Genomic DNA, 17,855 nt, shown 5'->3' with positions numbered 1-17,855 from the left:
CGAGGGGTCGCTCGACCCCTCGTCCGTCGCGCTTTCAGCCGTACTGCGCCGCGTACCAGGCGAGCGCCTCGTCGAGCCCGCGGCGCACGTCGTGCGTCGGCTCGTAGCCGAGGTTCTTGCGCGCGGCGCCGATGTCGGCGAGCGAGTGCCGCACGTCGCCCGGACGGAAGTCGGCGTACTTCGGCTCGGCGCTCGCGATCGCGGGACGGTCCTTCGCGAGCCCGTCGCGGAGCAGCGCGAAGAGCTCCTTCAGCGTCGTGCGCTGCCCGTAGGCGACGTTGTACGCCCGGTCGGTCGCCGACGCGTCCGCCACCGCCGCGAGCAGGTTCGCCTGAACTGCGTTCTTGACGTAGCAGAAGTCGCGGCTCGTCTCGCCGTCGCCGTTGATCGTGCAGGGCTCGTCGCGCAGCAGCGCCTTCACCCACTTGGGGATGACCGCGGCGTAGGGTCCGTCGGGGTCCTGACGCGGGCCGAAGACGTTGAAGTAGCGCAGCCCGATGCACTCGAGGCCGTAGGTGCGCTGGAAGACGCCGGCGTAGAGCTCGTTGACCTCCTTCGTCGCGGCGTAGGGCGACAGCACGCGGCCGGTGCGCGGCTCGACCTTCGGCAGGTTCGGCTCGTCGCCGTAGACGCTCGAGCTCGACGCGTAGACGAAGCGCCGCACCTTCGCGTCGCGCGCCGCGATCAGCATCTCGAGGAAGCCGTCGACGTTGGCGCGGTGGCTCGCGCGCGGATCGGCGATCGAGCGCGGCACCGAACCGAGCGCCGCCTGGTGGAGCACGTAGTCGACCCCCTCGCATGCGCGCGCGGCCGTCGACGCATCCGCGATGTCACCCTCGATGAAGGTGCAGCGCTTGGCCGCGTCGCCGCCCACCGCTGCGAGCACCGCCTCGACGTTGGCGCGCTTGCCGGTCGCGAGGTTGTCGAGCACGCGCACGGTCTGTCCGAGGTTGAGCAGCTCCTCGACGAGGTGGCTGCCGATGAAGCCGGCGCCGCCGGTGACGAGCCAGTGCGCCGGCGCGGCGCGAAGCTGCTGCTTGACCTGCTCGTAGCGGGAAACGGTGGGCTGGGACATCGGTGCTCCGTGCGGTGAGGGATCGAAGCCTACAGCCGTACGCCGGCGTCACGGCGCGTTCAAGCACGCATCGCGCACGGCGCGTCCCGCCCACGGCACGAGCGCGGCGGCGGCGCGCGCGGACCGGGTGCGCTCCACCGCCGCTCGCGGTGCGCCCTCATTTCCAGGGGTCGTAGCTACCGAAGTTCCACAGGTGCCCCTCGGGATCGAGGCACGAGTAGGCGCGTCCGCCGTAGTCCGGATCGTGCAGCGGCACGACGACGCGCGCCCCGGCGGCGACCGCGCGCGCGTGGTGCGCGTCGACGGCCGAGAGCACGATGTACGGGCTCTGCGTCCCCACTCCGCCGACGTCGGCCGGCGTCTTCTGCAGCTTGCCGAAGTCGTCGTCGCGCGCGCTGCCGAGCATGATCATGCCGCCATTCAGCGTGAGCTGCGCGTGCGCGATGCCGCCGTCCTCTGCGGGGACGACGAAGTGCTTCTCGAAGCCGAAGGCGCGGCACAGCCAGTCGATCGCGGCCACGGCGTCGCGGTAGCGCATGGTCGGAATGATGTTCGCGGGCATGGCTCCTCTCCTTTCGTGAGTGGTGTGCCCGTCGATACGCGCGCCGCGACGCGCCGTCTTGGAGAAAAGTCCCCGCGGCTCGGGTCGAGAACGTCAGGTCGGACGGAAGAAGGCCTGCCGGTAGTGGCGCAGCTCGTCGATGCTCGCGTGAATGTCGGCGAGCGCGGTGTGATCCTTGTCCTCCTTCTCGAGCTTCGGCGTGCCCGGGTACCAGGCGCGGGTCAGCACCTTGAGCGTCGACACGTCGACCTGCCGGTAGTGCAGGAAGCGCTCGAAGGTCGGCATGTAGCGCGCGAGAAAGCGGCGGTCGGCGTGGACCGAGTTGCCGGCGAGGATGCCCTCGCGAAACTTGCAGTGCGAGCTGACCAGCGCGAGCGCGTCGTTCTCCGCGTCCGTGAGCGAGCAGCGCGAGGCGCGCACGCGCTCGAGCAAGCCGTTGGTCGTGTGCATCTCGCGCACGAACGGATCCATGCGGTCGAGCACCTCGTCCGGCTGCCAGATGATGCGGTGCAGCTCGGCGAACGGTTCGAGGTCCTTGCGCGTCAAGACCACCGCGATCTCGATGATCGCGCAGCGCTCGACGTCGAGACCGGTCATCTCGAGGTCCACCCAGACGAGGGTCGGATCGTGCTCGCTCATGCTTCAGCTATACGACGGATCCCCGGGGCGGGCACGAGCTGGGCTCGAGCGCGCTGCGACGCTGATTGAGCGCGTCGCGCGCGCGGGCCTCGAGCGCCGCGCGGCCCCTCTCGCCTGACCCGCGACGAGCGCCTCACTCCTCCGCGCGCTCGTGGGCGCCGTACGCTTCGAGCTTGCGGTAGAGCGTCTTGCGGCCGAGGCCGAGGATCTGCGCCGCCTGCGACTTGTTGCCGCCGACCGCTTCCATGACGCGCAGGATGTAGCGTCGCTCGACCTCCTCGAGCGGCACGAGCTCGGCGGGGTCGTCGCTCGCGACCAGCACGTGCGAGCGACGGTAGTCGCGCACCTTCTCGGGCAGGTCGTCGGGCAGGATCTTGTCGTGCTGCGCGAGCGCGATCGCGCGCTCGATGCAGTTCTCGAGCTCGCGCACGTTGCCGGGCCACGAGTACGCGAGCAGACGCTCGGCGGCCTGCGGCGAGAGCCCGGTGACATTCTTCCCGGCGCGCGCGCCGTACTCCTTGATGAAGCGCTGCGCGAGCAACAGGATGTCGCCGCCGCGCGCGCGCAGCGGCGGCAGCGGGATGTGGATCACGTTGACGCGGAAGTAGAGGTCCTCGCGGAAGCGTCCCTCGTGCACGGCAGTCTCGAGGTCGCGGTTGGTCGCCGTGATGAGCCGCACGTCGAACGGGATCTCGGTGTCGCCGCCGAGCGGACGCACGACGCGCTCCTGCAGCGCGCGCAGCAGCTTGGGCTGCAACGACAGCGGCAGCTCGGCGATCTCGTCGAGGAACAGCGTGCCGCCGTTCGCCTGCACGAAGAGGCCGGTGCGCGAGGCGCGCGCGTCGGTGAACGCGCCGCGCACGTGGCCGAAGAGCTCGCTCTCGAGCAGCGTCTCCGGCAGCGCGGCGCAGTTGATCGCGACGAAAGGGCCGCGGCTGCGACGCCCGCGACGATGCAGCGAGCGCGCGACCACCTCCTTGCCGGTGCCGCTCTCGCCGGTGATCAGCACCGACGCGTCGGAGTCGACGATGCGGTCGATCAGCTCGTGCACGCGCCGCATCGCCGGGCTCGCGCCGATCAGCTCGCCGTCGCCGTAGGCCGCGTCGCGCGCCTCGCGCAGGCGACGCACCTCCTCGCGCAGACGCCGCAGCGCGATCGCGCGCTCGAGCGCGAGCACCAGCGCCTCGAGCTCGAGCGGCTTGGTGATGAAGTCGTACGCGCCCGCGCGGATCGCTCCCACCGCGGTGTCGAGGCTGCCGAACGCGGTGATGACGATCACCGGCACGTCGGGACGGTCGGCGGCGATGCGCGAGCACAGCTCGATGCCGTTCATGCCGCGCATGTTGAGGTCGGTGACGACCGCATCGAACGCGCAGCCGGCGAGGAGATCGAGCGCCTCGAGCGCCGAGGTCGTCCAGCGCACCTCGTAGCCGCGCGGCTCGAGCCCGACGGCGAGCGTCTCGCACATCGAGGCGTCGTCGTCGACGATGAGGATGCTCGGCTTCATGCGCTGCCCGTCCGCGCCGCGGACGCACCCGCCGCGAGCGGCAGCCAGATCGTCATCCGCGTGCCGCGCCCGCGCTCGCTCGCGCACTCGATGCGTCCGCCCGCGTCCTCGACGATGCCCTCCGCGATCGCGAGCCCGAGCCCGGTGCCCTCGCCGGGCCCCTTGGTGGTGAAGAAGGGCTCGAAGACGTGCGGCAGATCGTCGGGGGCGATGCCGTCGCCGTGGTCCTCGACGACGACGCGCGCCCACTCGCCTTCCGCGTAGCCGCGGTCGGGCGCGCCGGCGTCACCTCGCTTCTCGTCGATCACCACGCGCACGCGTCCGCCCGCCGGGCTCGCCTGGATCGCGTTCAGCACGATGTTGTTCAGCACCTGCTGAATTTCGCCTGCGTCGAGCCGGACGACCAGTGCGCCGACCGGCGCGTCGAGGTCGACCGCGACGTTGCGCTCCTGCGCGAGCGGCGCGAGCGTGTCGACCACCGAGCGCGCGACCTGCGTCAAGCTCGCGGCGCCGACGCGCGTGCTGCGTCGACGCGACAGATCGAGGAGCTGGCGGATCATCTCGGTCATGCGCGCCGCCTGATCGGCGATGACGCGCGCGTGCGTGCGCGCGGCCGCGCTCTCCTGCATGTCCGACGCGATCATCTTGGCACGCGCCGAGACCACGTTGAGCGGCGTGCCGAGCTCGTGCGCGACGCCGGACGCGAAGCGCCCGACGCTCGCGAGACGCTCGGCGTGGCGCGCGCGCTCGAGCGCCGCGAGCTTGGCCTCGGTCTCGGCCCGCAGACGCTCGTTCGCCTCCGCGATGCGCCGGCACATCTCGTCGATCTCGGCGCCGAGCTCGCCCACCTCGTCGCGCTGACGCAGGTCGAGGCGGCCGGAGAAGTCGCCCTCGCCGGCGCGCCGCGCGCGGTCGCGCAGGAGCTGGACCGGCCGTCCGACGAGCCAGTAGCCGAGCAGCAGCGCGGTCGCGGCGCTCGCGAGCACGACGACGATCGTCGTGACGAGGATCGCCGTCTGCGAGATGCGGACGAACGACACCTCCTGCTTCAGGTCGCGCGTCACCTCGAGCACGGCGGGTGAGCCGGCCTCCATCGGCACGAACCAGACGCGGCGGGGCTCGCCGTCCGGGTCGCGCAGCAGGGCGAGCGTCTTGCCGGCCTCGAGCTCGCGGCGTTCCTCGGGGGTGACGTCGACCGCGTCGGGGCTGCCGGGCGGGGCGTCGAGGCTGACCCAGCGCACGTCGACGTCGTGCACCAGGTCGGCGATGCGCTCGACGATGTCGCGCGCACGCGCGGGTCCCTCCTCGCGCCAGATCTGCTGGACCAGCGCGCGCATCGCGGCGCCGCGGTGGTCGGCGTTCTCGATGTCGCCCTGGAACAGCACGACGTGCTGCCGGCTCAGGTAGAAGGCGTAGAGCCCCATGACGACGAATACCGCCGCCGTCAGGCCGAGCGTGATCTTGCGCGCGAGCTTCATTCCGGGAATCCGAGGCAGGGGCGAGAAAATGCCAACGCCCCGGCTCGGGGCGGACGAATCATTGCACGCGGGGTCGGCTACGCTCCACTCCCGATCGGAAGCTCGAGTGGGCGCGGCTACGGCGGACGGATTCAGGCGACGCGTCCCGTGATGGAAGGCTCGCTGGACGTGATCATCCCGGCGAGCGCCGCGCGAGTCGGACGCCGCGTGGTGAGCAGCTTCTTGCGCAGGCGGTCGGCGTCGAGGCCGAGCACGTCGCAGATCGACTCGTAGGAGAACAGGAAGCTGCGGTCGCGGCGCGAGAACCAGACGCGCGCCTGCATCGCGACGCGCGCGCGGTGGCGCGGCAGGACGCCGTGCCCCGTCAGGCAGTCGATCGCGTCGAGCAGCACGGCGCGCATCAGCGCGTAGACGCCGGAGGACTCGTCGGGCGGCTCGATCGCGGAGGGAGGCGGCGTCTCCCCGTCGAGGAGGGGCGACGGGGAGACGCCGGAGAGAGGAGCGTCCTCGCGCGGCGATGCAGCTGACGGCGAGGGCGCGGGCGGGCGTGTCGCGGCCGTGCGGCGAGAAGCCGGCACGTCCCGCTGAGCGAAGGGACGTGCGACCCGACGCACCGAGCGCAGGGTAGAGGGTGGAACGTTGACGGCCGAGGGGGCGGCCGTCGCAGTAGACGCGCTGTCGTGTTCGGGTCGCACGCGACGGCTCCTCGTGCAGCGGTCGTGCCACCGAGGACCCGAGCATTTGCGCGGCTCTCTGCGCGCCGCCGGCGGATCGTTCCGACACAGCACGCGCCGCAGGAGCGTGACGCCCGGCGGCGAGGCCCGTCCGACAAGGGTTTTCTCGGCGCGTGTGTCAGCGCGACACAGTGGGTCGCGTTGACCAAGCGCGGCGCGCGCCGCGCGATCCCGCCCCTACGCTCGCGCTCCGGCGCTCGTGCCGAGGTCGTCGAGCGACCGCCGCGTCGCCCGGAAAGCACATATTTCCGCGAACCCCGTTGTGTCGCCCACCGCGCGCGGATTTAACCTGCGACGGCCCGACGAACCCCACACAAGGAGGTGGCTTCATGTCCGTTCCTCGGTGGATCCGCATGGTTCCGTTCGCGGCGTTTCTGGTTCTCGTCGGCCCGGCACCCGAAGTACGCGCCGTGGATCTCTTCGACTTCAACGGCTCCATCACCGACGTCGGCGTGCAACGTGGTCCTGGACAGGTGGGCGGCGTCGAGTTCCGCATCCGAGGGAAGTTCGTCCTCGACCACCCGCTCGACCTGAGCCGCACGACGGTGGTGCTCGAGCACCTTTTCGTCGACGCGGCGCCCGGTGGCCTCGGTGAGCTCATGACCACCATCGACGACGCGCCGGTGGTGCCGCTCGTGCTCGAGGGGCGCGACAGCAACCGCCCCACGAACGCGGTGTTCGACCAGCCGCGCGGCTACCGGCCGCACATCCGCTTGCAGATCCAGTTCCGCAAGGACGCGTACGAGATCCGCCTCAAGCTCGACCGCGGCCTCATGCGGCGTCGGCCGCGGGTGTGCGAGGAGAACACCGACTCGTCCAATCTCCCGCTGACGCCGATCGTGCACGGCTTGCTCCTCGACGACGGCGTCAATCCACCGGTCGAGATCCGCACCACCAAGGAGTGGGTGTGCACGAAGCCCGGGCGCTACCACATGCGCTCGCAGGATCCGAAGGGCAGCACGCCGCCGACGCCGCGTCCGACCGTGACGCCGAGCCCCGGTCCGACCGCGACGCCGCGGCCGACGGTCACGCCGCAGCCGACCGCACCGCCGGACGAGCAGAACAAGCCGCCGACGGCGTCGCTGCGCCAGAACCAGCACCTCGGCGAGAACACGCCCGGGCTCGTCGAGCTCGACGGCACCGGCTCGACCGATCGCGACGGCACGATCGTCCGCTACCGCTTCGAGTCGGGCGACGGACGCGTGCAGGACGGTCCCGACCCGGTCGCGCGCTTCGTCTACGCGCCGGGGGACTACCGCGCATCGCTCGTCGTGTTCGACAATCGCGGCGCCGCATCGAAACCGGCGTCGCGTGGGTTCACGGTCCGCTGACCGAGGCGACGCGAGCGTGCGTGCGGGCCAGCACGCTCGCGTCGCTGCCCCTCCGCCGGCGGATGCGATCGACGTCACGCCGAGCAACGCCGCGCTGACGCGGTCGCGCTCGAACCCAGCGGGCGTCTGGGCGGCGCGCGCCTTCCTGCTGATCGGCGCGCTCTGCGGACTCGCGCTCGCGCTCGTCACGCCGCCCCTGCGCTGGGGCGACGAGAACACGCACCTCATCCAAGCGTACCGCCTCTCCGAGCTGAACTTCACGTTGCTGCCGGCGATGAAGGCGACGCGCGTCGAGCTGCCGCGCGGCGTTGGAAAACTGCTCTTGACGCGCTCTCTCGAGCTCGAGAGGAAGCGCCACAAGGGACCGGAGTCGCTGAAGGCGCTGCGCCGCAAGCTCGCCATCGAGGCCCGGTCGAACGACCGCCGTCCGGTGCACCTCCTGAACGCGACCTACCCGCTGCTCGGCTACGTCCCGCAGGCGCTCGGGATCGCCGGCGCGCGCATGCTCTCCTCCTCCGTGCTGGTGCAGCTCTACGCGGCGCGGTTCGCGAACGTCGCCGCGTGGCTGCTCCTCGGCTGGGCGGCGATCCGGTCGACACCGTGCTACCGGCTCGCCTTCGCCGCGCTCGCGCTCGCGCCGCTCTCGGTGTTCGTCGCCTCGACGCTGGCCGTCGACGGCGTGACCAACGGCCTCGCGCTGCTCTGGACCGCGTGCGTCGTGCGGCTCGCGACCTCGGACACGGGCTCGCCGCCGCGTCTCGTGCCGCTCGCGCTGCTCGCGACCGCGTTGGCGGTGGTCAAGCTCGCGTACGCGCCGCTCGTGCTGCTGCTGTTCCTCGTGCCGGCGGAGCGCTTCGGCGGCGTCCGGCGCCAGATCTTCGCGGTGGCGACCATCCTGGCGGTCGCGCTGGCGACGCTCGCGCTGTGGTTCGTCGTCGCGCGCTGGCAGGTCGCAAAGACGGTCGCGCCCCACGGCATGCAGACCGTCGCCGACAACCTCGTCCGCATCGGGCACGAGCCGCTCGCGGTCGCGGCGATGATCGGCGAGATGCTGTGGCTGGTGGCGCGAAAGTCGCTGCTTCTCCAGGTCGACACGATCTGGTTCTTGCGCTCGCCGAGCACCTGGGCGTTCGTCGCCTGGGTCGCGGCCGTGGCCTGCGCAGTGCTTGCAGAGCCGAGGCCGACGCTCTGGCCCGGGCTGCGTGCGCGCGCGACCGCCGTCGCGGCGGTCGTCCTCACCACGGTCGGGATCTCGCTGCTCGCGTTTCTGCTGTGGACCAGGGCCGGCGCGGACTCGATCGACGGCGTGCAGAGCCGCTACATCGTGCCCCTGCTGCCGGCGCTGCTCGTGGGCGTGTCGCCGCGCGGCGCGTGGCCGACGGCCTCGCGCGCTCGGCTCGTGCTGGCTGCGGGCGCCCTGGTTCTGCTCGTCGCGGTGCTGACGTATACCGTGCAGCGGGGCCTGCGACTCTGGGTGTGAGCCGCAACGCGGCGCCCCGAGCCAAGGAGGGACGCGCATGAGCAAGCTCGAGCGAACGACCGGCGGCATCACGCGGCGCGAGCTCATCGTCACCTCGCTCGCGACCGGCTTTGCCGCCGCCGTGGCGCCGGTCCTCGGGCACGCGACCATCACGACCGACACGACCGGGCTCGAAGCCGGCGAGGTGAAGATCCCGGTCGAGGGCGTCGAGCTGCCGGCCTATCGCGCGGTGCGCGAGGGCGACGACCGGCGGCCGGTGGTGCTCGTCGTGCAGGAGATCTTCGGCGTCCACGAGCACATCAAGGACGTCTGCCGACGCCTCGCGAAGGAGGGCTACTTCGCGGTCGCGCCCGAGCTCTTCGCGCGCCAAGGCGACGTGTCGAAGATCACCGACATCCAGCAGATCGTCTCGACCGTGGTGTCGAAGGTGCCGGACGCGCAGGTGATGCAGGACCTCGACGCGACGGTCGACTGGGCCGCGAAGAGCAACCGCGCCGACGCGGCGAAGCTCGGCATCACCGGCTTCTGCTGGGGCGGGCGGATCGTCTGGCTCTACGCCGCGCACAGCCCGCGGCTCAAGGCGGGCGTCGCCTGGTACGGTCGCCTCGCGAGCCCGTCGGATGCGCTGCACCCGCGCCAGCCGATCGACGTCGCCGCCGAGCTCAAGGCTCCGGTGCTCGGGCTCTACGGCGAGAAGGACACCGGCATCCCGCTCGCCGACGTCGAGGCGATGCGGCGCGCGCTCGAGAAGGCGGGCAGCAAGTCGGAGATCGTCGTCTACGACGACGCGCCGCACGGCTTCTTCGCCGACTACCGCCCGTCCTACCGCGAGCAGGACGCGGCGGACGGCTGGAAGCGCATGCTCGAGTGGTTCCGCCGCTTCGGCGTTGCTTGACGGGCGCGCGGCCGGCCGCGCTCGACGACGAGCGTGCCCTGAATCAGAGGTTACCGCTGCTCAGAAGCTGCGGCCGTCGACCTGCATCACCTTCAGCCGCGAGCGGTCGAGATCCGGCAGGCAGCGCACGTTGATCGCCGCGGTCTCGTTGCCGTTGCGGTCCTTGCCGAAGGCGAACGCCTGCGTGCCGCACGTCGTGCAGAACTGGTGCTGGATGACGTGCTTGTTGAAGGTGTAGGCGCGGAGGTCGTCGACTCCACTCGTCAATCTGAAATTCGATCGCGGCACGAACCAGAGCAGAAAGCCCTTGCGGTCGCAGTGCGAGCAGTTGCACTCGATCACCTGCTCGACGTCGCCGTCGACCTCGAAGGCGACGCGGCCACAGTGGCAGCTTCCCCGGTGCGTCATCGTCTCCCTCCTCGATCCGTGCTCCGACGCGGTGGAGCTCACTCCAGCATGCGCATCAAGTTCGCCGCGACGCGGTCGGGCGCCTCGAGCTGCGGCCAGTGCGCGACGTCGTCGAGGCGGATCAGCTCCGCGTCGGGGAGCCGCTCCGCGATGCGCTCCGCCATGTGCGCGCCCGACACCGGGTCGAGCATGCCCCAGATGAACGCGCGCTCGACCGGCGAGGTCTCGAGCGCCGCGACCCAGCGGTCGCGATGCCGCTGACGGTCGGTGATGTAGCGGATCAGACGGTAGCCGATCATCGCTCCGCCGCGCCGCGACACCGTCCGCCACGCGCACGACAGGTCCTCGTCGCTCGGCTGGTGCGACGGCGAGTAGGTCTGCCGCAGCGACGCGGCGAAGGTCTCCTCGGTCATGAGCTCGCCGACCTTCGGGCCGATCTCGGGATCGAGCAGCATCTCCTGCGCGCGCAGCGGTCGGTGCAGCTCGGGATAGAGACCGCCGTTCATGAAGATCACGCGCTCGATCCGCACGCGCAGGCTGCCGTCGAGGCTGCGCGCGAGCAGCTCCTGCGCGACCGAAACGGCGTAGTCGTGGACCACGAGCGCCGTCGACTCGACGCCGCTGCGCGCCCACATCTGCTCGGTGAGGTCCGCCTGCTCGTGGATCGAGTAGTCGTGGTCCGCGGGCTTGTCGGAGTCGCCGAAGCCCAGGAAGTCGAACGCGAGCACGCGGCGGGGGATGCAAAGCGCGTCGAAGACGCGGTGCCAGTCGAACGCCGACGTCGGGAAGCCGTGCAGCAGCGTGCACCACGGTCCGTCGCCGGCTGTGCGCACGAAGATCTCGCGGCGCACTCCGCGCAGCGTGACCGGGACGCGCTCGCCGGCGGCGAGCCAGGCCTCGAGGTTCGGCACGATCACGAGCCTAGAGGTCGGCGCTGGCTCTGGCGAGGGTGTCGCGCGCGATTCCCGTTGCCTCGCGAGGCCGCGGTCGACTACAGCTCGCGCATGCGTCTCGAAGTTCGGCGCTGGGATGGCTCGGGCGAGCGCACCGTCGCCGCGCTGCGCGCCCGCCTCGAGAGCGAGGGCTACTCGGTCTTCTGCTGGACCGACGCGCCGCACGCGCACTACGACGCGCACGCGCACGCGAACGACGAGAGCATCTGGCTCGTCTCGGGCGCGATCACGTTCGGCACCGACGCGGGCGACTTCGCGCTCGCGCCCGGCGACCGCCTGATGCTGCCCGCCGGCACCCGACACACCGCCGACGCCGGACCGGAGGGCGCGACCTACCTGATCGGGGAGAAGCGCTGACGTGGGCGCCGCCTCGGCCCTCACGCACAGCTCGCACTGGGGCGCGTTCACCGTCGAGGTCGAGCACGGCGAGGTCGCGGCGGTGCACCCGCTGCACGATCCCGATCCGTCGCCGCTGCTCGCGAACCTCCCGGGCAGCGTGCGCCACCCGACGCGCGTCCTGCGACCGCTCGCACGCCGCGGCTGGCTCGAGCACGGCGCCGGTCCGTCGCGCGACCGCGGCGCCGACGCGTTCGTCGAGCTCGACTGGGACGAGGCGCTCGACCTCGCCGCGCGCGAGCTCGAGCGCGTCATCGCGCGGCACGGCAACCAGGCGATCTTCGGCGGCTCGTACGGCTGGGCGAGCGCCGGGCTCTTTCACCAGAGCCAGCGTCAGCTGCACCGCTTCCTGAACCTGCTCGGCGGCTTCACCTGGTCGTGCAACAGCTACAGCATCGGCGCGTCGCTGGTGCTCTTGCCGCACGTCGTCGGGAACGCGGGTGCAGTGTTCCGTCGCGCGACGTCGTGGCCGGTGATCGCCCGGCACACCGAGCTGCTGGTCGCGTTCGGCGGCGTGCCGCTCAAGAACACCTTCGTCGCGCCGGGCGGCATGGCGCGACACTCGATCCGCGAGCACCTCGCGACGGCACGTCGCCGCGGCATGCGCGTCGCGCTCCTGAGCCCGCTGCGCGACGACGCCGCGGCCGAAATCGGCGCGCGCTGGTATCCGCTCGTGCCGCTGAGCGACGTCGCGGTGATGCTGGCGCTCGCGCACGTGCTCGTCAGCGAAGGTCTGCACGACGAGGACTTCCTGCGCCGCTGCTGCCACGGCGCCGAGCGCTTGATCGCCTACGTCCTCGGCCACGAGGACGGCGTCCCGAAGACGCCCGAGTGGGCCGAGCAGCGCAGCGGCATCGCGGCCGACGCGCTGCGCGAGCTCGCGCGCGAGATGGCGCGGTCGCGCACCCTGATCACGGTGTCGTACTCGCTGCAGCGCGCGCAGCACGGCGAGCAGCCGGTGTGGGCGGCGATCGCGCTCGCGGCGCTGCTCGGCCAGATCGGCCTTCCGGGCGGCGGCTTCGGGCACGGCTACGGCTCGATGGGCGATCTCGGCAGCCCGAGCGCGCTCCTGCCGCTGCCGCTCGTGCCGGTCGGGACGAATCCGGTGCGCTCGTTCATCCCGGTCGCGCGCATCGCGGACCTGCTTCTGAACCCCGGCGAGAGCTTCGACTACGACGGCGGTCGCTACGTCTACCCGGACATCCGCCTCGTGCACTGGGCGGGCGGCAACCCCTTCCACCACCATCAGGACCTGAACCGGCTGCGGCGCGCGCTCGCGCGTCCGGACACGATCATCGTGCAGGATCCATACTTGACGCCGATGGCGCGTCACGCGGACCTGGTCTTGCCGGCCGCGACGTCGCTCGAGCGCAACGACATCGGCTCGGGACGCGGCGACGCGCGCATCGTCGCGATGCACCGCGCGTGCGATCCGGTCGGCGAGGCGCGCACCGACCACGAGATCCTCGCGGGGCTCGCCGAGCGCTTTGGACTGCGCGACGCCTTCACCGAGCGGCGCAGCGAGCGCGAGTGGCTCGAGGCGCTGTGGGCGGAGCTGCGCGGCGCGCTGCGCGCCGCCGGCATCGACGCGCCGTCGTTCGAGGAGTTCTGGACGGCGGGCTCGCTCGCCGTACCCGACCTCGAGGCCGAGCGCGTGCTGTTCGCGGCGTTCCGCGAGGATCCCGAGAAGAACCGCCTGCGCACGCCGAGCGGCAAGATCGAGCTCTTCTCCGAGACCATCGCGAGCTTCGGCTACGACGACTGTCCGGGGCACCCGACGTGGCTCGAGAGCGACGAGTGGCTCGGCGCGCCGGCCGCCGCACGCTTCCCGCTCGCGCTGGTCGCGAACAATCCTGCGACGCGCCTGCACGGTCAGCTCGACGCCGGCGCGTACAGCCAGGCGTCGAAGGTGCGCGGTCGCGAGCCGGTGCGCATCCACCCGCGCGACGCCGCGGCGCGCGGCATCCGCGACGGCGACGTCGTGCGCCTGTTCAACGACCGCGGCAGCTGCCTCGCGGGGGCGGTGCTGTCGGAGGACGTGCGTCCCGGCGTCGTGCAGCTCTCGACCGGCGCGTGGTTCGACCCCGACGACCCGCGCGCCGAGATCGCGATGTGCGTGCACGGCAACCCGAACGTCTTGACGCGCGACGTCGGCACGTCGCGGCTCTCGCAGGGCTGCTCCGGGCAGCACGCGCTGGTCGAGGTCGAGCGCTGGGACGGCGCGCTGCCGCCGGTGCGCGCGTTCGATCCGCCGCGGATCGTCGCGCGCTCCTCGAGCGGACGCGCGGGATGATGGGGAGATGAAGAAGAAGGAGCGTGTGCCGATCGCCGGGGACGCTGTGCCGCTGCGTCAGCCGCTGCCGGGGCTGGAGGCGCTGCGCGCGCGTCTTCCCGCTGCGCCGGAATCCGTGTCAAGCACCGGCGAAGCTTCTGGACCCGCGCCCGGGGCGGAGCCTGCCGCGAAGCCGTCCGAGGCGGCTTCTGCGGGGTCGTCCGCGGGGGCGCCCTCCGAGACGTCCTCTGCCGCGCGCTCGGTGTGGGCACGCGCGCCGCGCCTGGTCGTGCGCCGCGAGCGCAAGGGCCACGGCGGCAAGACGGCGACGCGCATCGAGGGGCTCGTCGGCAGCACGGTCGAGATCGAGAACGCCGTGCGCGAGCTCAAGCGGGCGCTCGGCTGCGGCGCCGTGCGCGACGGCGACGACGTCGTCGTGCAGGGCGCGCAGGGCGAGCGGCTGGTGCGCTTTCTCGAGGCGTGCGGCGCGCGCAAGGTGGTGGTCGGGAGCTAGTCGCGCGTGTGCGCGCTTGGCTGCGCGCGGCGAGCGAGCGCCGCGTGCAGCGCGGCACGCTCTACTGCTTCCTGAGCTGCTCGAGGTACCACTCGGCGTACGCGTCGATCGCGCGCTCGAGCCGCTCGACCGCCTTCTCGAGACGCTCGGCCGCGCGCTCCGCCTCGATCGCCGCCTGCTCGGCGCGCGCCGCCGCCTCGCTCGCGGCGTGCAGCGCCTCCTCGTCGACCGGCGGCGGGAACAGCCAGCCGACGCCGAGCGTCGCCAGGTGGCTCTCGCGATCCAGGTCGCCGACGCGGCCCGCCGCCCAGCGGAACTGCCAGCGCAGCGTCAAGTAGAGGTGCTCGCCGAGGAAGAGATCGACGCCAGCCTCGGGTCCGAGCGCCGCGGTGATCCGGTGGTCGTCGTAGAGCGCGCCCGCCGCGAGGCCGACGAACGGCGATACGACCGGCTTCGGATCGGAAAGCAGGTGCAGATCGACGAACGGCAGCGTCGCGAGATGCCAGCCGTCGCGGCCCGCGCTCGCGGCGAAGCCGCCCTCCTGACGCACGCCGAGGCGCACGCGGTCGCCGAAGAAGCGCGACACGCCGAGGTCGAGGACCGGCGCCGCGGGATCGACCACCGCGCCCGCAGACAGCTCGACCGCGACGCGGTCCGCGACCTCGACGTCGTCCTGCGCTGACGCGCCTGCCGGCGCGAGCACGAACGCGAGCGCGGCGGTCGAGGCGAGCAGCGCGCGCCTGCGCCAGAGCGCTCGGGTGAAGCGCGCGCTCATGACACGGTCGCTCCCCCCGTTGGCATCGGTCGCAATCTACATGGCGTGGCGCCTCGGCGCCGCGCGCCACCTAGCAAGCTAGACACGCCAGCATCTCCTGGCTATTTTGGCCATATGAAGACCGCCGCCATCAGCGAGCTCAAGAACCGGTTGAGCCACTTCCTTCGCTTGGTGGCGAAAGGCGAGACGGTCACGGTGCTGGACCGTGGCAAACCGATCGCGCGGATTTCGCGCATCGAGAGCGGTGACGCGGAGCTCGAGTCACTCATTGCTTCCGGCATGGCTCGCGCGCCGGTGAAGCCTCTATCGAAGAGCTTCTTCACCCGGCCGCGTCCCCGGTCACGAGCCTCGCTCGTGGACGCTCTGCTCGAGGATCGCGCAGACCGGTTTTGATCGTGCGGTACTGGGACGCATCCGCACTCGTGCCGCTTTGTGTCGAGGAAACGCGAAGCACGGCCTTCCTCGCGCTCGTCCGAGAGAAACCGATTGTCACCTGGGCCATGTCCATGGTGGAGGTGGCGTCTGCGATCGAGCGACGAACGAGGGACGGGAATCTCGACATCGATGGTCGTGAACGAGCGATGGAGCTTCTTCGCGAGCTCTCACTCGGATGGATCGAGATCACCTCCCTTGACGCCGTGCGCGACCGTGCACTCCGCATCCTTGCGACGCACCCGCTTCGAGCCGCCGACGCGCTCCAGCTCGCCGCCGCACTCTTTGCTGCAGCGGATCGACCCGCGGGCAACGAGTTCGTGTGCAGCGACGAGAAATTGCGGGACGCTGCAAGGCGCGAGGGCTTTCGCGTCCTTCCCTCCTAGCTCCGCATCGGGCGGTACGGCTTCTTGAGCCGCGGCTCGACGCCCGCCGTCAAGTATGGCTCGAGCCAGCCATGGCCGGCGTCGGGGAAGGCGTCGATCGACGGCAGGTAGGGCTTGATGTCGAGGATCGGCGTGCCGTCGAGCAGGTCGATGCCCTGCACGACGACGCGGCCGGCTGCGACGTCGACCTCCTTGACGCGCACCGCGGTGAGGCCGATCTGCGACGGGCGGTTCGGCGCGCGCGTCGCGAACACGCCGCGCTTCGGACCGCCGCGCGGCGGCTTGACCTTGAGCGCGAAGCCGCTGCTGCGATCGAAGAGCGCGACGAGCCAGATGCGCTCGAGGCTCGCGAGATCCTGCAGACCGGGCGCGTACTCCGGCAGGAGCTCGATCACGCCCTCCGTGTCGGGCGCGGCGGTCGGCTGGTGCGGCGCGTCCTCGCGGCGGCGCCACGGCGTGCGAGCGTGACCGATGATGCGCACGGCGAGCGGCGCGGGCGTCGCTCGTTCGTCGTCGTGCTTGCCGGACGTCTCGCCGCTCGCCATCGCGCTCTCCCGCGGGGTCGCGCCGCCTCGCCGCAGCGGCCGTCGCCGCTCCGTCCGCCGTCAGCGACCGCCGCCCGCGGCGCGTCGCTCGGCTCCGTTCGTCGGCGCGCTGCCAGCGCGCAGCGCCGGCAGGTACTTGCGACCCTCCGCCGCGACGACGCCGCTCAGCACCAGCACCGCGAACAGGTTCGGCAGCGCCATGAGCGCGTTCATCACGTCGGAGAAGGTCCACACCGTCTCCATCTGCGTGACGGTGCCGAGGAAGACCGCGAGCACCCACAGCCAGCGGTACGGCGTCACCGCGCCGAGCCCGAGCAGGTACTCGACCGCCTTCTCTCCGTAGTACGCCCAGCCGAGGATCGTCGAGAACACGAACGTCAGGAGCCCGCCCGTCAAGATGAAATCACCGAAGCCGCCGATGCGGCGAAAGGCCGCGTCGCAGAGCGACGCCTTGGTCAACCCCTCGCCCGACCAGTCGCCGGAGGTGACGATCACGAGGCCGGTCAGCGCGCAGACGACGACCGTGTCCCAGAACGTCCCGCTCGCCGACACCAGCGCCTGGCGGACCGGGTTCTCGGTGCGCGCCGCGGCGGCGACGATCGGCGCGCTACCGAGGCCCGACTCGTTCGAGAACAGGCCGCGCGCGATGCCGTAGCGCATCGCCTCGCGGATGCCCGCGCCGACGAAGCCGCCGACGGCGGCCTGTCCGGTGAAGGCGCTGCCGACGATCAGCGACAGCGCCTCGCCGACCCGCTGCCAGTCGAGCAGCAGGATGGCGAGCGAGCCGATCACGTAGAACAGCGCCATGAACGGCACCAGCCACTCGCAGACGCGCGCGATCGAGCGGATGCCGCCCAGGATGACGGCCGCGGTCGCCCCCGCGAGCACGAGCCCGACCAGCCACTTCGGGAAGCCCGGGAACTGCACCGTCATCATCTCGGCGATCGCGTTCGCCTGCGTCATGTTGCCGATGCCGAAGGCGGCGAGCGACGTGAACAGCGCGAACAGGACGCCGAGCCAGCGCATGCCGAGCGCGCGCTCGAGGACGTACATCGCGCCGCCCGCCATCTCGCCGCGCTCGTTCTTGACGCGATACTTGACGGCGAGCAGCGACTCCGCGTACTTGGTCGCGATCCCGAAGACGCCGGTCAGCCACATCCACAGCACGGCGCCCGGGCCGCCGAGCAGCACCGCGCCGGCGACGCCGTAGATGTTGCCGGTGCCGATGGTCGCGGCGAGCGCCGTGGTGAGCGCGCCGAAGTGGCTGACGTCGCCGTCGCCCTTCGGGTCACGCGCGACCGACAGCCGGATCGCGAGCCCGACGTAGCGCTGGACGAAGCCGAGACGCACCGTCAAGAACAGGTGCGTCCCGAACAGAAGAATGATGAGCGGCCAGCCCCAGAGGAAGTCTGAGGCGGCCGCTAGCATCGCATGGATTTGCCCTTGCACCGGGCTCGCTTAGCGCGTCCGGAC

The 17,855-nt window shown here is 71.7% G+C and carries 19 protein-coding genes; 8 read left to right on the top strand and 11 right to left on the bottom strand.

What is annotated here, in order from left to right:
- Window positions 1-34 precede the first annotated feature (34 nt).
- The 6 genes from VIS07_21540 to VIS07_21515 form a co-directional block, all read right to left on the bottom strand.
- Entirely contained in the window at window positions 35-1,075 is a 1,041-nt protein-coding gene (locus VIS07_21540; GenBank protein HEY8518101.1) for an SDR family oxidoreductase, read from the bottom strand.
- 157 nt (window positions 1,076-1,232) lie between these two features.
- Window positions 1,233-1,637 (bottom strand): VOC family protein, encoded by a 405-nt coding sequence (locus VIS07_21535; GenBank protein ID HEY8518100.1) that lies wholly within the window; start codon window positions 1,635-1,637, stop codon window positions 1,233-1,235.
- Between the two features lie 93 nt (window positions 1,638-1,730).
- A complete protein-coding gene (gene orn / locus VIS07_21530; GenBank protein ID HEY8518099.1) occupies window positions 1,731-2,276 on the bottom strand; it encodes an oligoribonuclease in 546 nt (181 codons plus the stop codon).
- A gap of 133 nt (window positions 2,277-2,409) precedes the next feature.
- On the bottom strand, window positions 2,410-3,783 hold the full coding sequence (locus VIS07_21525; GenBank protein ID HEY8518098.1) for a sigma-54 dependent transcriptional regulator: 1,374 nt from the start codon (window positions 3,781-3,783) through the stop codon (window positions 2,410-2,412).
- Window positions 3,780-5,261 carry a HAMP domain-containing sensor histidine kinase gene (locus VIS07_21520; GenBank protein HEY8518097.1) on the bottom strand — a complete coding sequence of 494 codons (1,482 nt, stop codon included), beginning with the start codon at window positions 5,259-5,261 and terminating at the stop codon, window positions 3,780-3,782. The genes VIS07_21525 and VIS07_21520 overlap by 4 nt, the downstream gene beginning before the upstream one ends.
- 131 nt (window positions 5,262-5,392) lie before the next feature.
- Window positions 5,393-5,662 (bottom strand): hypothetical protein, encoded by a 270-nt coding sequence (locus tag VIS07_21515; GenBank protein ID HEY8518096.1) that lies wholly within the window; start codon window positions 5,660-5,662, stop codon window positions 5,393-5,395.
- Between the two features lie 662 nt (window positions 5,663-6,324).
- Between VIS07_21515 and VIS07_21510 the strand changes: the two genes are divergently transcribed.
- The 3 genes from VIS07_21510 to VIS07_21500 are packed head-to-tail and all read left to right on the top strand — an operon-like array spanning window position 6,325 to window position 9,701.
- Window positions 6,325-7,326: a PKD domain-containing protein gene (locus VIS07_21510; protein ID HEY8518095.1), complete on the top strand. Its 1,002-nt coding sequence runs from the start codon at window positions 6,325-6,327 to the stop codon at window positions 7,324-7,326.
- Window positions 7,327-7,342: 16 nt separating this feature from the next.
- A complete protein-coding gene (locus VIS07_21505) occupies window positions 7,343-8,806 on the top strand; it encodes a DUF2142 domain-containing protein (protein ID HEY8518094.1) in 1,464 nt (487 codons plus the stop codon).
- 37 nt (window positions 8,807-8,843) lie between these two features.
- Window positions 8,844-9,701, top strand: coding sequence for a dienelactone hydrolase family protein (locus VIS07_21500; protein ID HEY8518093.1), 858 nt, complete (start codon window positions 8,844-8,846; stop codon window positions 9,699-9,701).
- A 60-nt stretch (window positions 9,702-9,761) separates the two neighbouring features.
- On the opposite strand, the gene VIS07_21495 is transcribed toward VIS07_21500, so the two are convergent.
- Complete coding sequence (locus VIS07_21495; GenBank protein HEY8518092.1) at window positions 9,762-10,109, bottom strand: GFA family protein; 348 nt, start codon at window positions 10,107-10,109, stop codon at window positions 9,762-9,764.
- 38 nt (window positions 10,110-10,147) lie between these two features.
- Window positions 10,148-11,020, bottom strand: a complete 873-nt coding sequence (locus VIS07_21490; GenBank protein ID HEY8518091.1) for an alpha/beta fold hydrolase — start codon at window positions 11,018-11,020, stop codon at window positions 10,148-10,150.
- 93 nt (window positions 11,021-11,113) lie between these two features.
- Here VIS07_21490 and VIS07_21485 point away from each other — a divergent pair, with 93 nt between their 5' ends.
- The 3 genes from VIS07_21485 to VIS07_21475 are packed head-to-tail and all read left to right on the top strand — an operon-like array spanning window position 11,114 to window position 14,244.
- On the top strand, window positions 11,114-11,419 hold the full coding sequence (locus VIS07_21485) for a cupin domain-containing protein (GenBank protein ID HEY8518090.1): 306 nt from the start codon (window positions 11,114-11,116) through the stop codon (window positions 11,417-11,419).
- A 1-nt stretch (window position 11,420) separates the two neighbouring features.
- The gene (locus VIS07_21480; protein ID HEY8518089.1) at window positions 11,421-13,751 is read left to right on the top strand and encodes a molybdopterin-dependent oxidoreductase; all 2,331 of its coding nucleotides are present in this window, start codon (window positions 11,421-11,423) and stop codon (window positions 13,749-13,751) included.
- A gap of 7 nt (window positions 13,752-13,758) precedes the next feature.
- A complete protein-coding gene (locus tag VIS07_21475) occupies window positions 13,759-14,244 on the top strand; it encodes a translation initiation factor (protein HEY8518088.1) in 486 nt (161 codons plus the stop codon).
- A gap of 61 nt (window positions 14,245-14,305) precedes the next feature.
- Here VIS07_21475 and VIS07_21470 read toward each other — a convergent pair whose 3' ends face one another.
- Window positions 14,306-15,019, bottom strand: coding sequence for a hypothetical protein (locus VIS07_21470; GenBank protein HEY8518087.1), 714 nt, complete (start codon window positions 15,017-15,019; stop codon window positions 14,306-14,308).
- 114 nt (window positions 15,020-15,133) lie between these two features.
- Here VIS07_21470 and VIS07_21465 point away from each other — a divergent pair, with 114 nt between their 5' ends.
- Both VIS07_21465 and VIS07_21460 read left to right on the top strand, forming a co-directional pair.
- Complete coding sequence (locus VIS07_21465) at window positions 15,134-15,412, top strand: type II toxin-antitoxin system prevent-host-death family antitoxin (GenBank protein HEY8518086.1); 279 nt, start codon at window positions 15,134-15,136, stop codon at window positions 15,410-15,412.
- Between the two features lie 2 nt (window positions 15,413-15,414).
- Window positions 15,415-15,837, top strand: coding sequence for a type II toxin-antitoxin system VapC family toxin (locus tag VIS07_21460; protein HEY8518085.1), 423 nt, complete (start codon window positions 15,415-15,417; stop codon window positions 15,835-15,837).
- Here VIS07_21460 and tsaA read toward each other — a convergent pair.
- A complete protein-coding gene (gene tsaA, locus VIS07_21455; protein ID HEY8518084.1) occupies window positions 15,834-16,382 on the bottom strand; it encodes a tRNA (N6-threonylcarbamoyladenosine(37)-N6)-methyltransferase TrmO in 549 nt (182 codons plus the stop codon). The two genes, VIS07_21460 and tsaA, sit on opposite strands and share 4 nt — an antisense overlap.
- A 60-nt stretch (window positions 16,383-16,442) precedes the next feature.
- Entirely contained in the window at window positions 16,443-17,810 is a 1,368-nt protein-coding gene (locus VIS07_21450) for a sodium:alanine symporter family protein (protein ID HEY8518083.1), read from the bottom strand.
- Between the last annotated feature and the right edge of the window lie 45 nt (window positions 17,811-17,855).

This window comes from Candidatus Binatia bacterium, from assembly GCA_036563615.1.
Lineage (GTDB): Bacteria > Desulfobacterota > Binatia > UBA12015 > UBA12015 > DATCMB01.
This window is presented reverse-complemented; position numbering and strand designations above follow the sequence as displayed.

Excerpts from the sequence above, each read along its gene's own strand:
- VIS07_21510 (HEY8518095.1), top strand. The coding sequence starts at position 6,325 with ATGTCCGTTCCTCGGTGGATCCGCATGGTTCCGTTCGCGGCGTTTCTG.
- VIS07_21475 (HEY8518088.1), top strand. The coding sequence starts at position 13,759 with ATGAAGAAGAAGGAGCGTGTGCCGATCGCCGGGGACGCTGTGCCGCTG.
- VIS07_21525 (HEY8518098.1), bottom strand. The coding sequence starts at position 3,783 with ATGAAGCCGAGCATCCTCATCGTCGACGACGACGCCTCGATGTGCGAG.
- VIS07_21520 (HEY8518097.1), bottom strand. The coding sequence starts at position 5,261 with ATGAAGCTCGCGCGCAAGATCACGCTCGGCCTGACGGCGGCGGTATTC.
- VIS07_21515 (HEY8518096.1), bottom strand. The coding sequence starts at position 5,662 with ATGCGCGCCGTGCTGCTCGACGCGATCGACTGCCTGACGGGGCACGGC.
- VIS07_21535 (HEY8518100.1), bottom strand. The coding sequence starts at position 1,637 with ATGCCCGCGAACATCATTCCGACCATGCGCTACCGCGACGCCGTGGCC.
- VIS07_21500 (HEY8518093.1), top strand. The coding sequence starts at position 8,844 with ATGAGCAAGCTCGAGCGAACGACCGGCGGCATCACGCGGCGCGAGCTC.
- VIS07_21470 (HEY8518087.1), bottom strand. The coding sequence starts at position 15,019 with ATGAGCGCGCGCTTCACCCGAGCGCTCTGGCGCAGGCGCGCGCTGCTC.
- VIS07_21450 (HEY8518083.1), bottom strand. The coding sequence starts at position 17,810 with ATGCTAGCGGCCGCCTCAGACTTCCTCTGGGGCTGGCCGCTCATCATT.
- orn (HEY8518099.1), bottom strand. The coding sequence starts at position 2,276 with ATGAGCGAGCACGATCCGACCCTCGTCTGGGTGGACCTCGAGATGACC.
- VIS07_21495 (HEY8518092.1), bottom strand. The coding sequence starts at position 10,109 with ATGACGCACCGGGGAAGCTGCCACTGTGGCCGCGTCGCCTTCGAGGTC.
- VIS07_21465 (HEY8518086.1), top strand. The coding sequence starts at position 15,134 with ATGAAGACCGCCGCCATCAGCGAGCTCAAGAACCGGTTGAGCCACTTC.
- VIS07_21540 (HEY8518101.1), bottom strand. The coding sequence starts at position 1,075 with ATGTCCCAGCCCACCGTTTCCCGCTACGAGCAGGTCAAGCAGCAGCTT.
- VIS07_21485 (HEY8518090.1), top strand. The coding sequence starts at position 11,114 with ATGCGTCTCGAAGTTCGGCGCTGGGATGGCTCGGGCGAGCGCACCGTC.
- tsaA (HEY8518084.1), bottom strand. The coding sequence starts at position 16,382 with ATGGCGAGCGGCGAGACGTCCGGCAAGCACGACGACGAACGAGCGACG.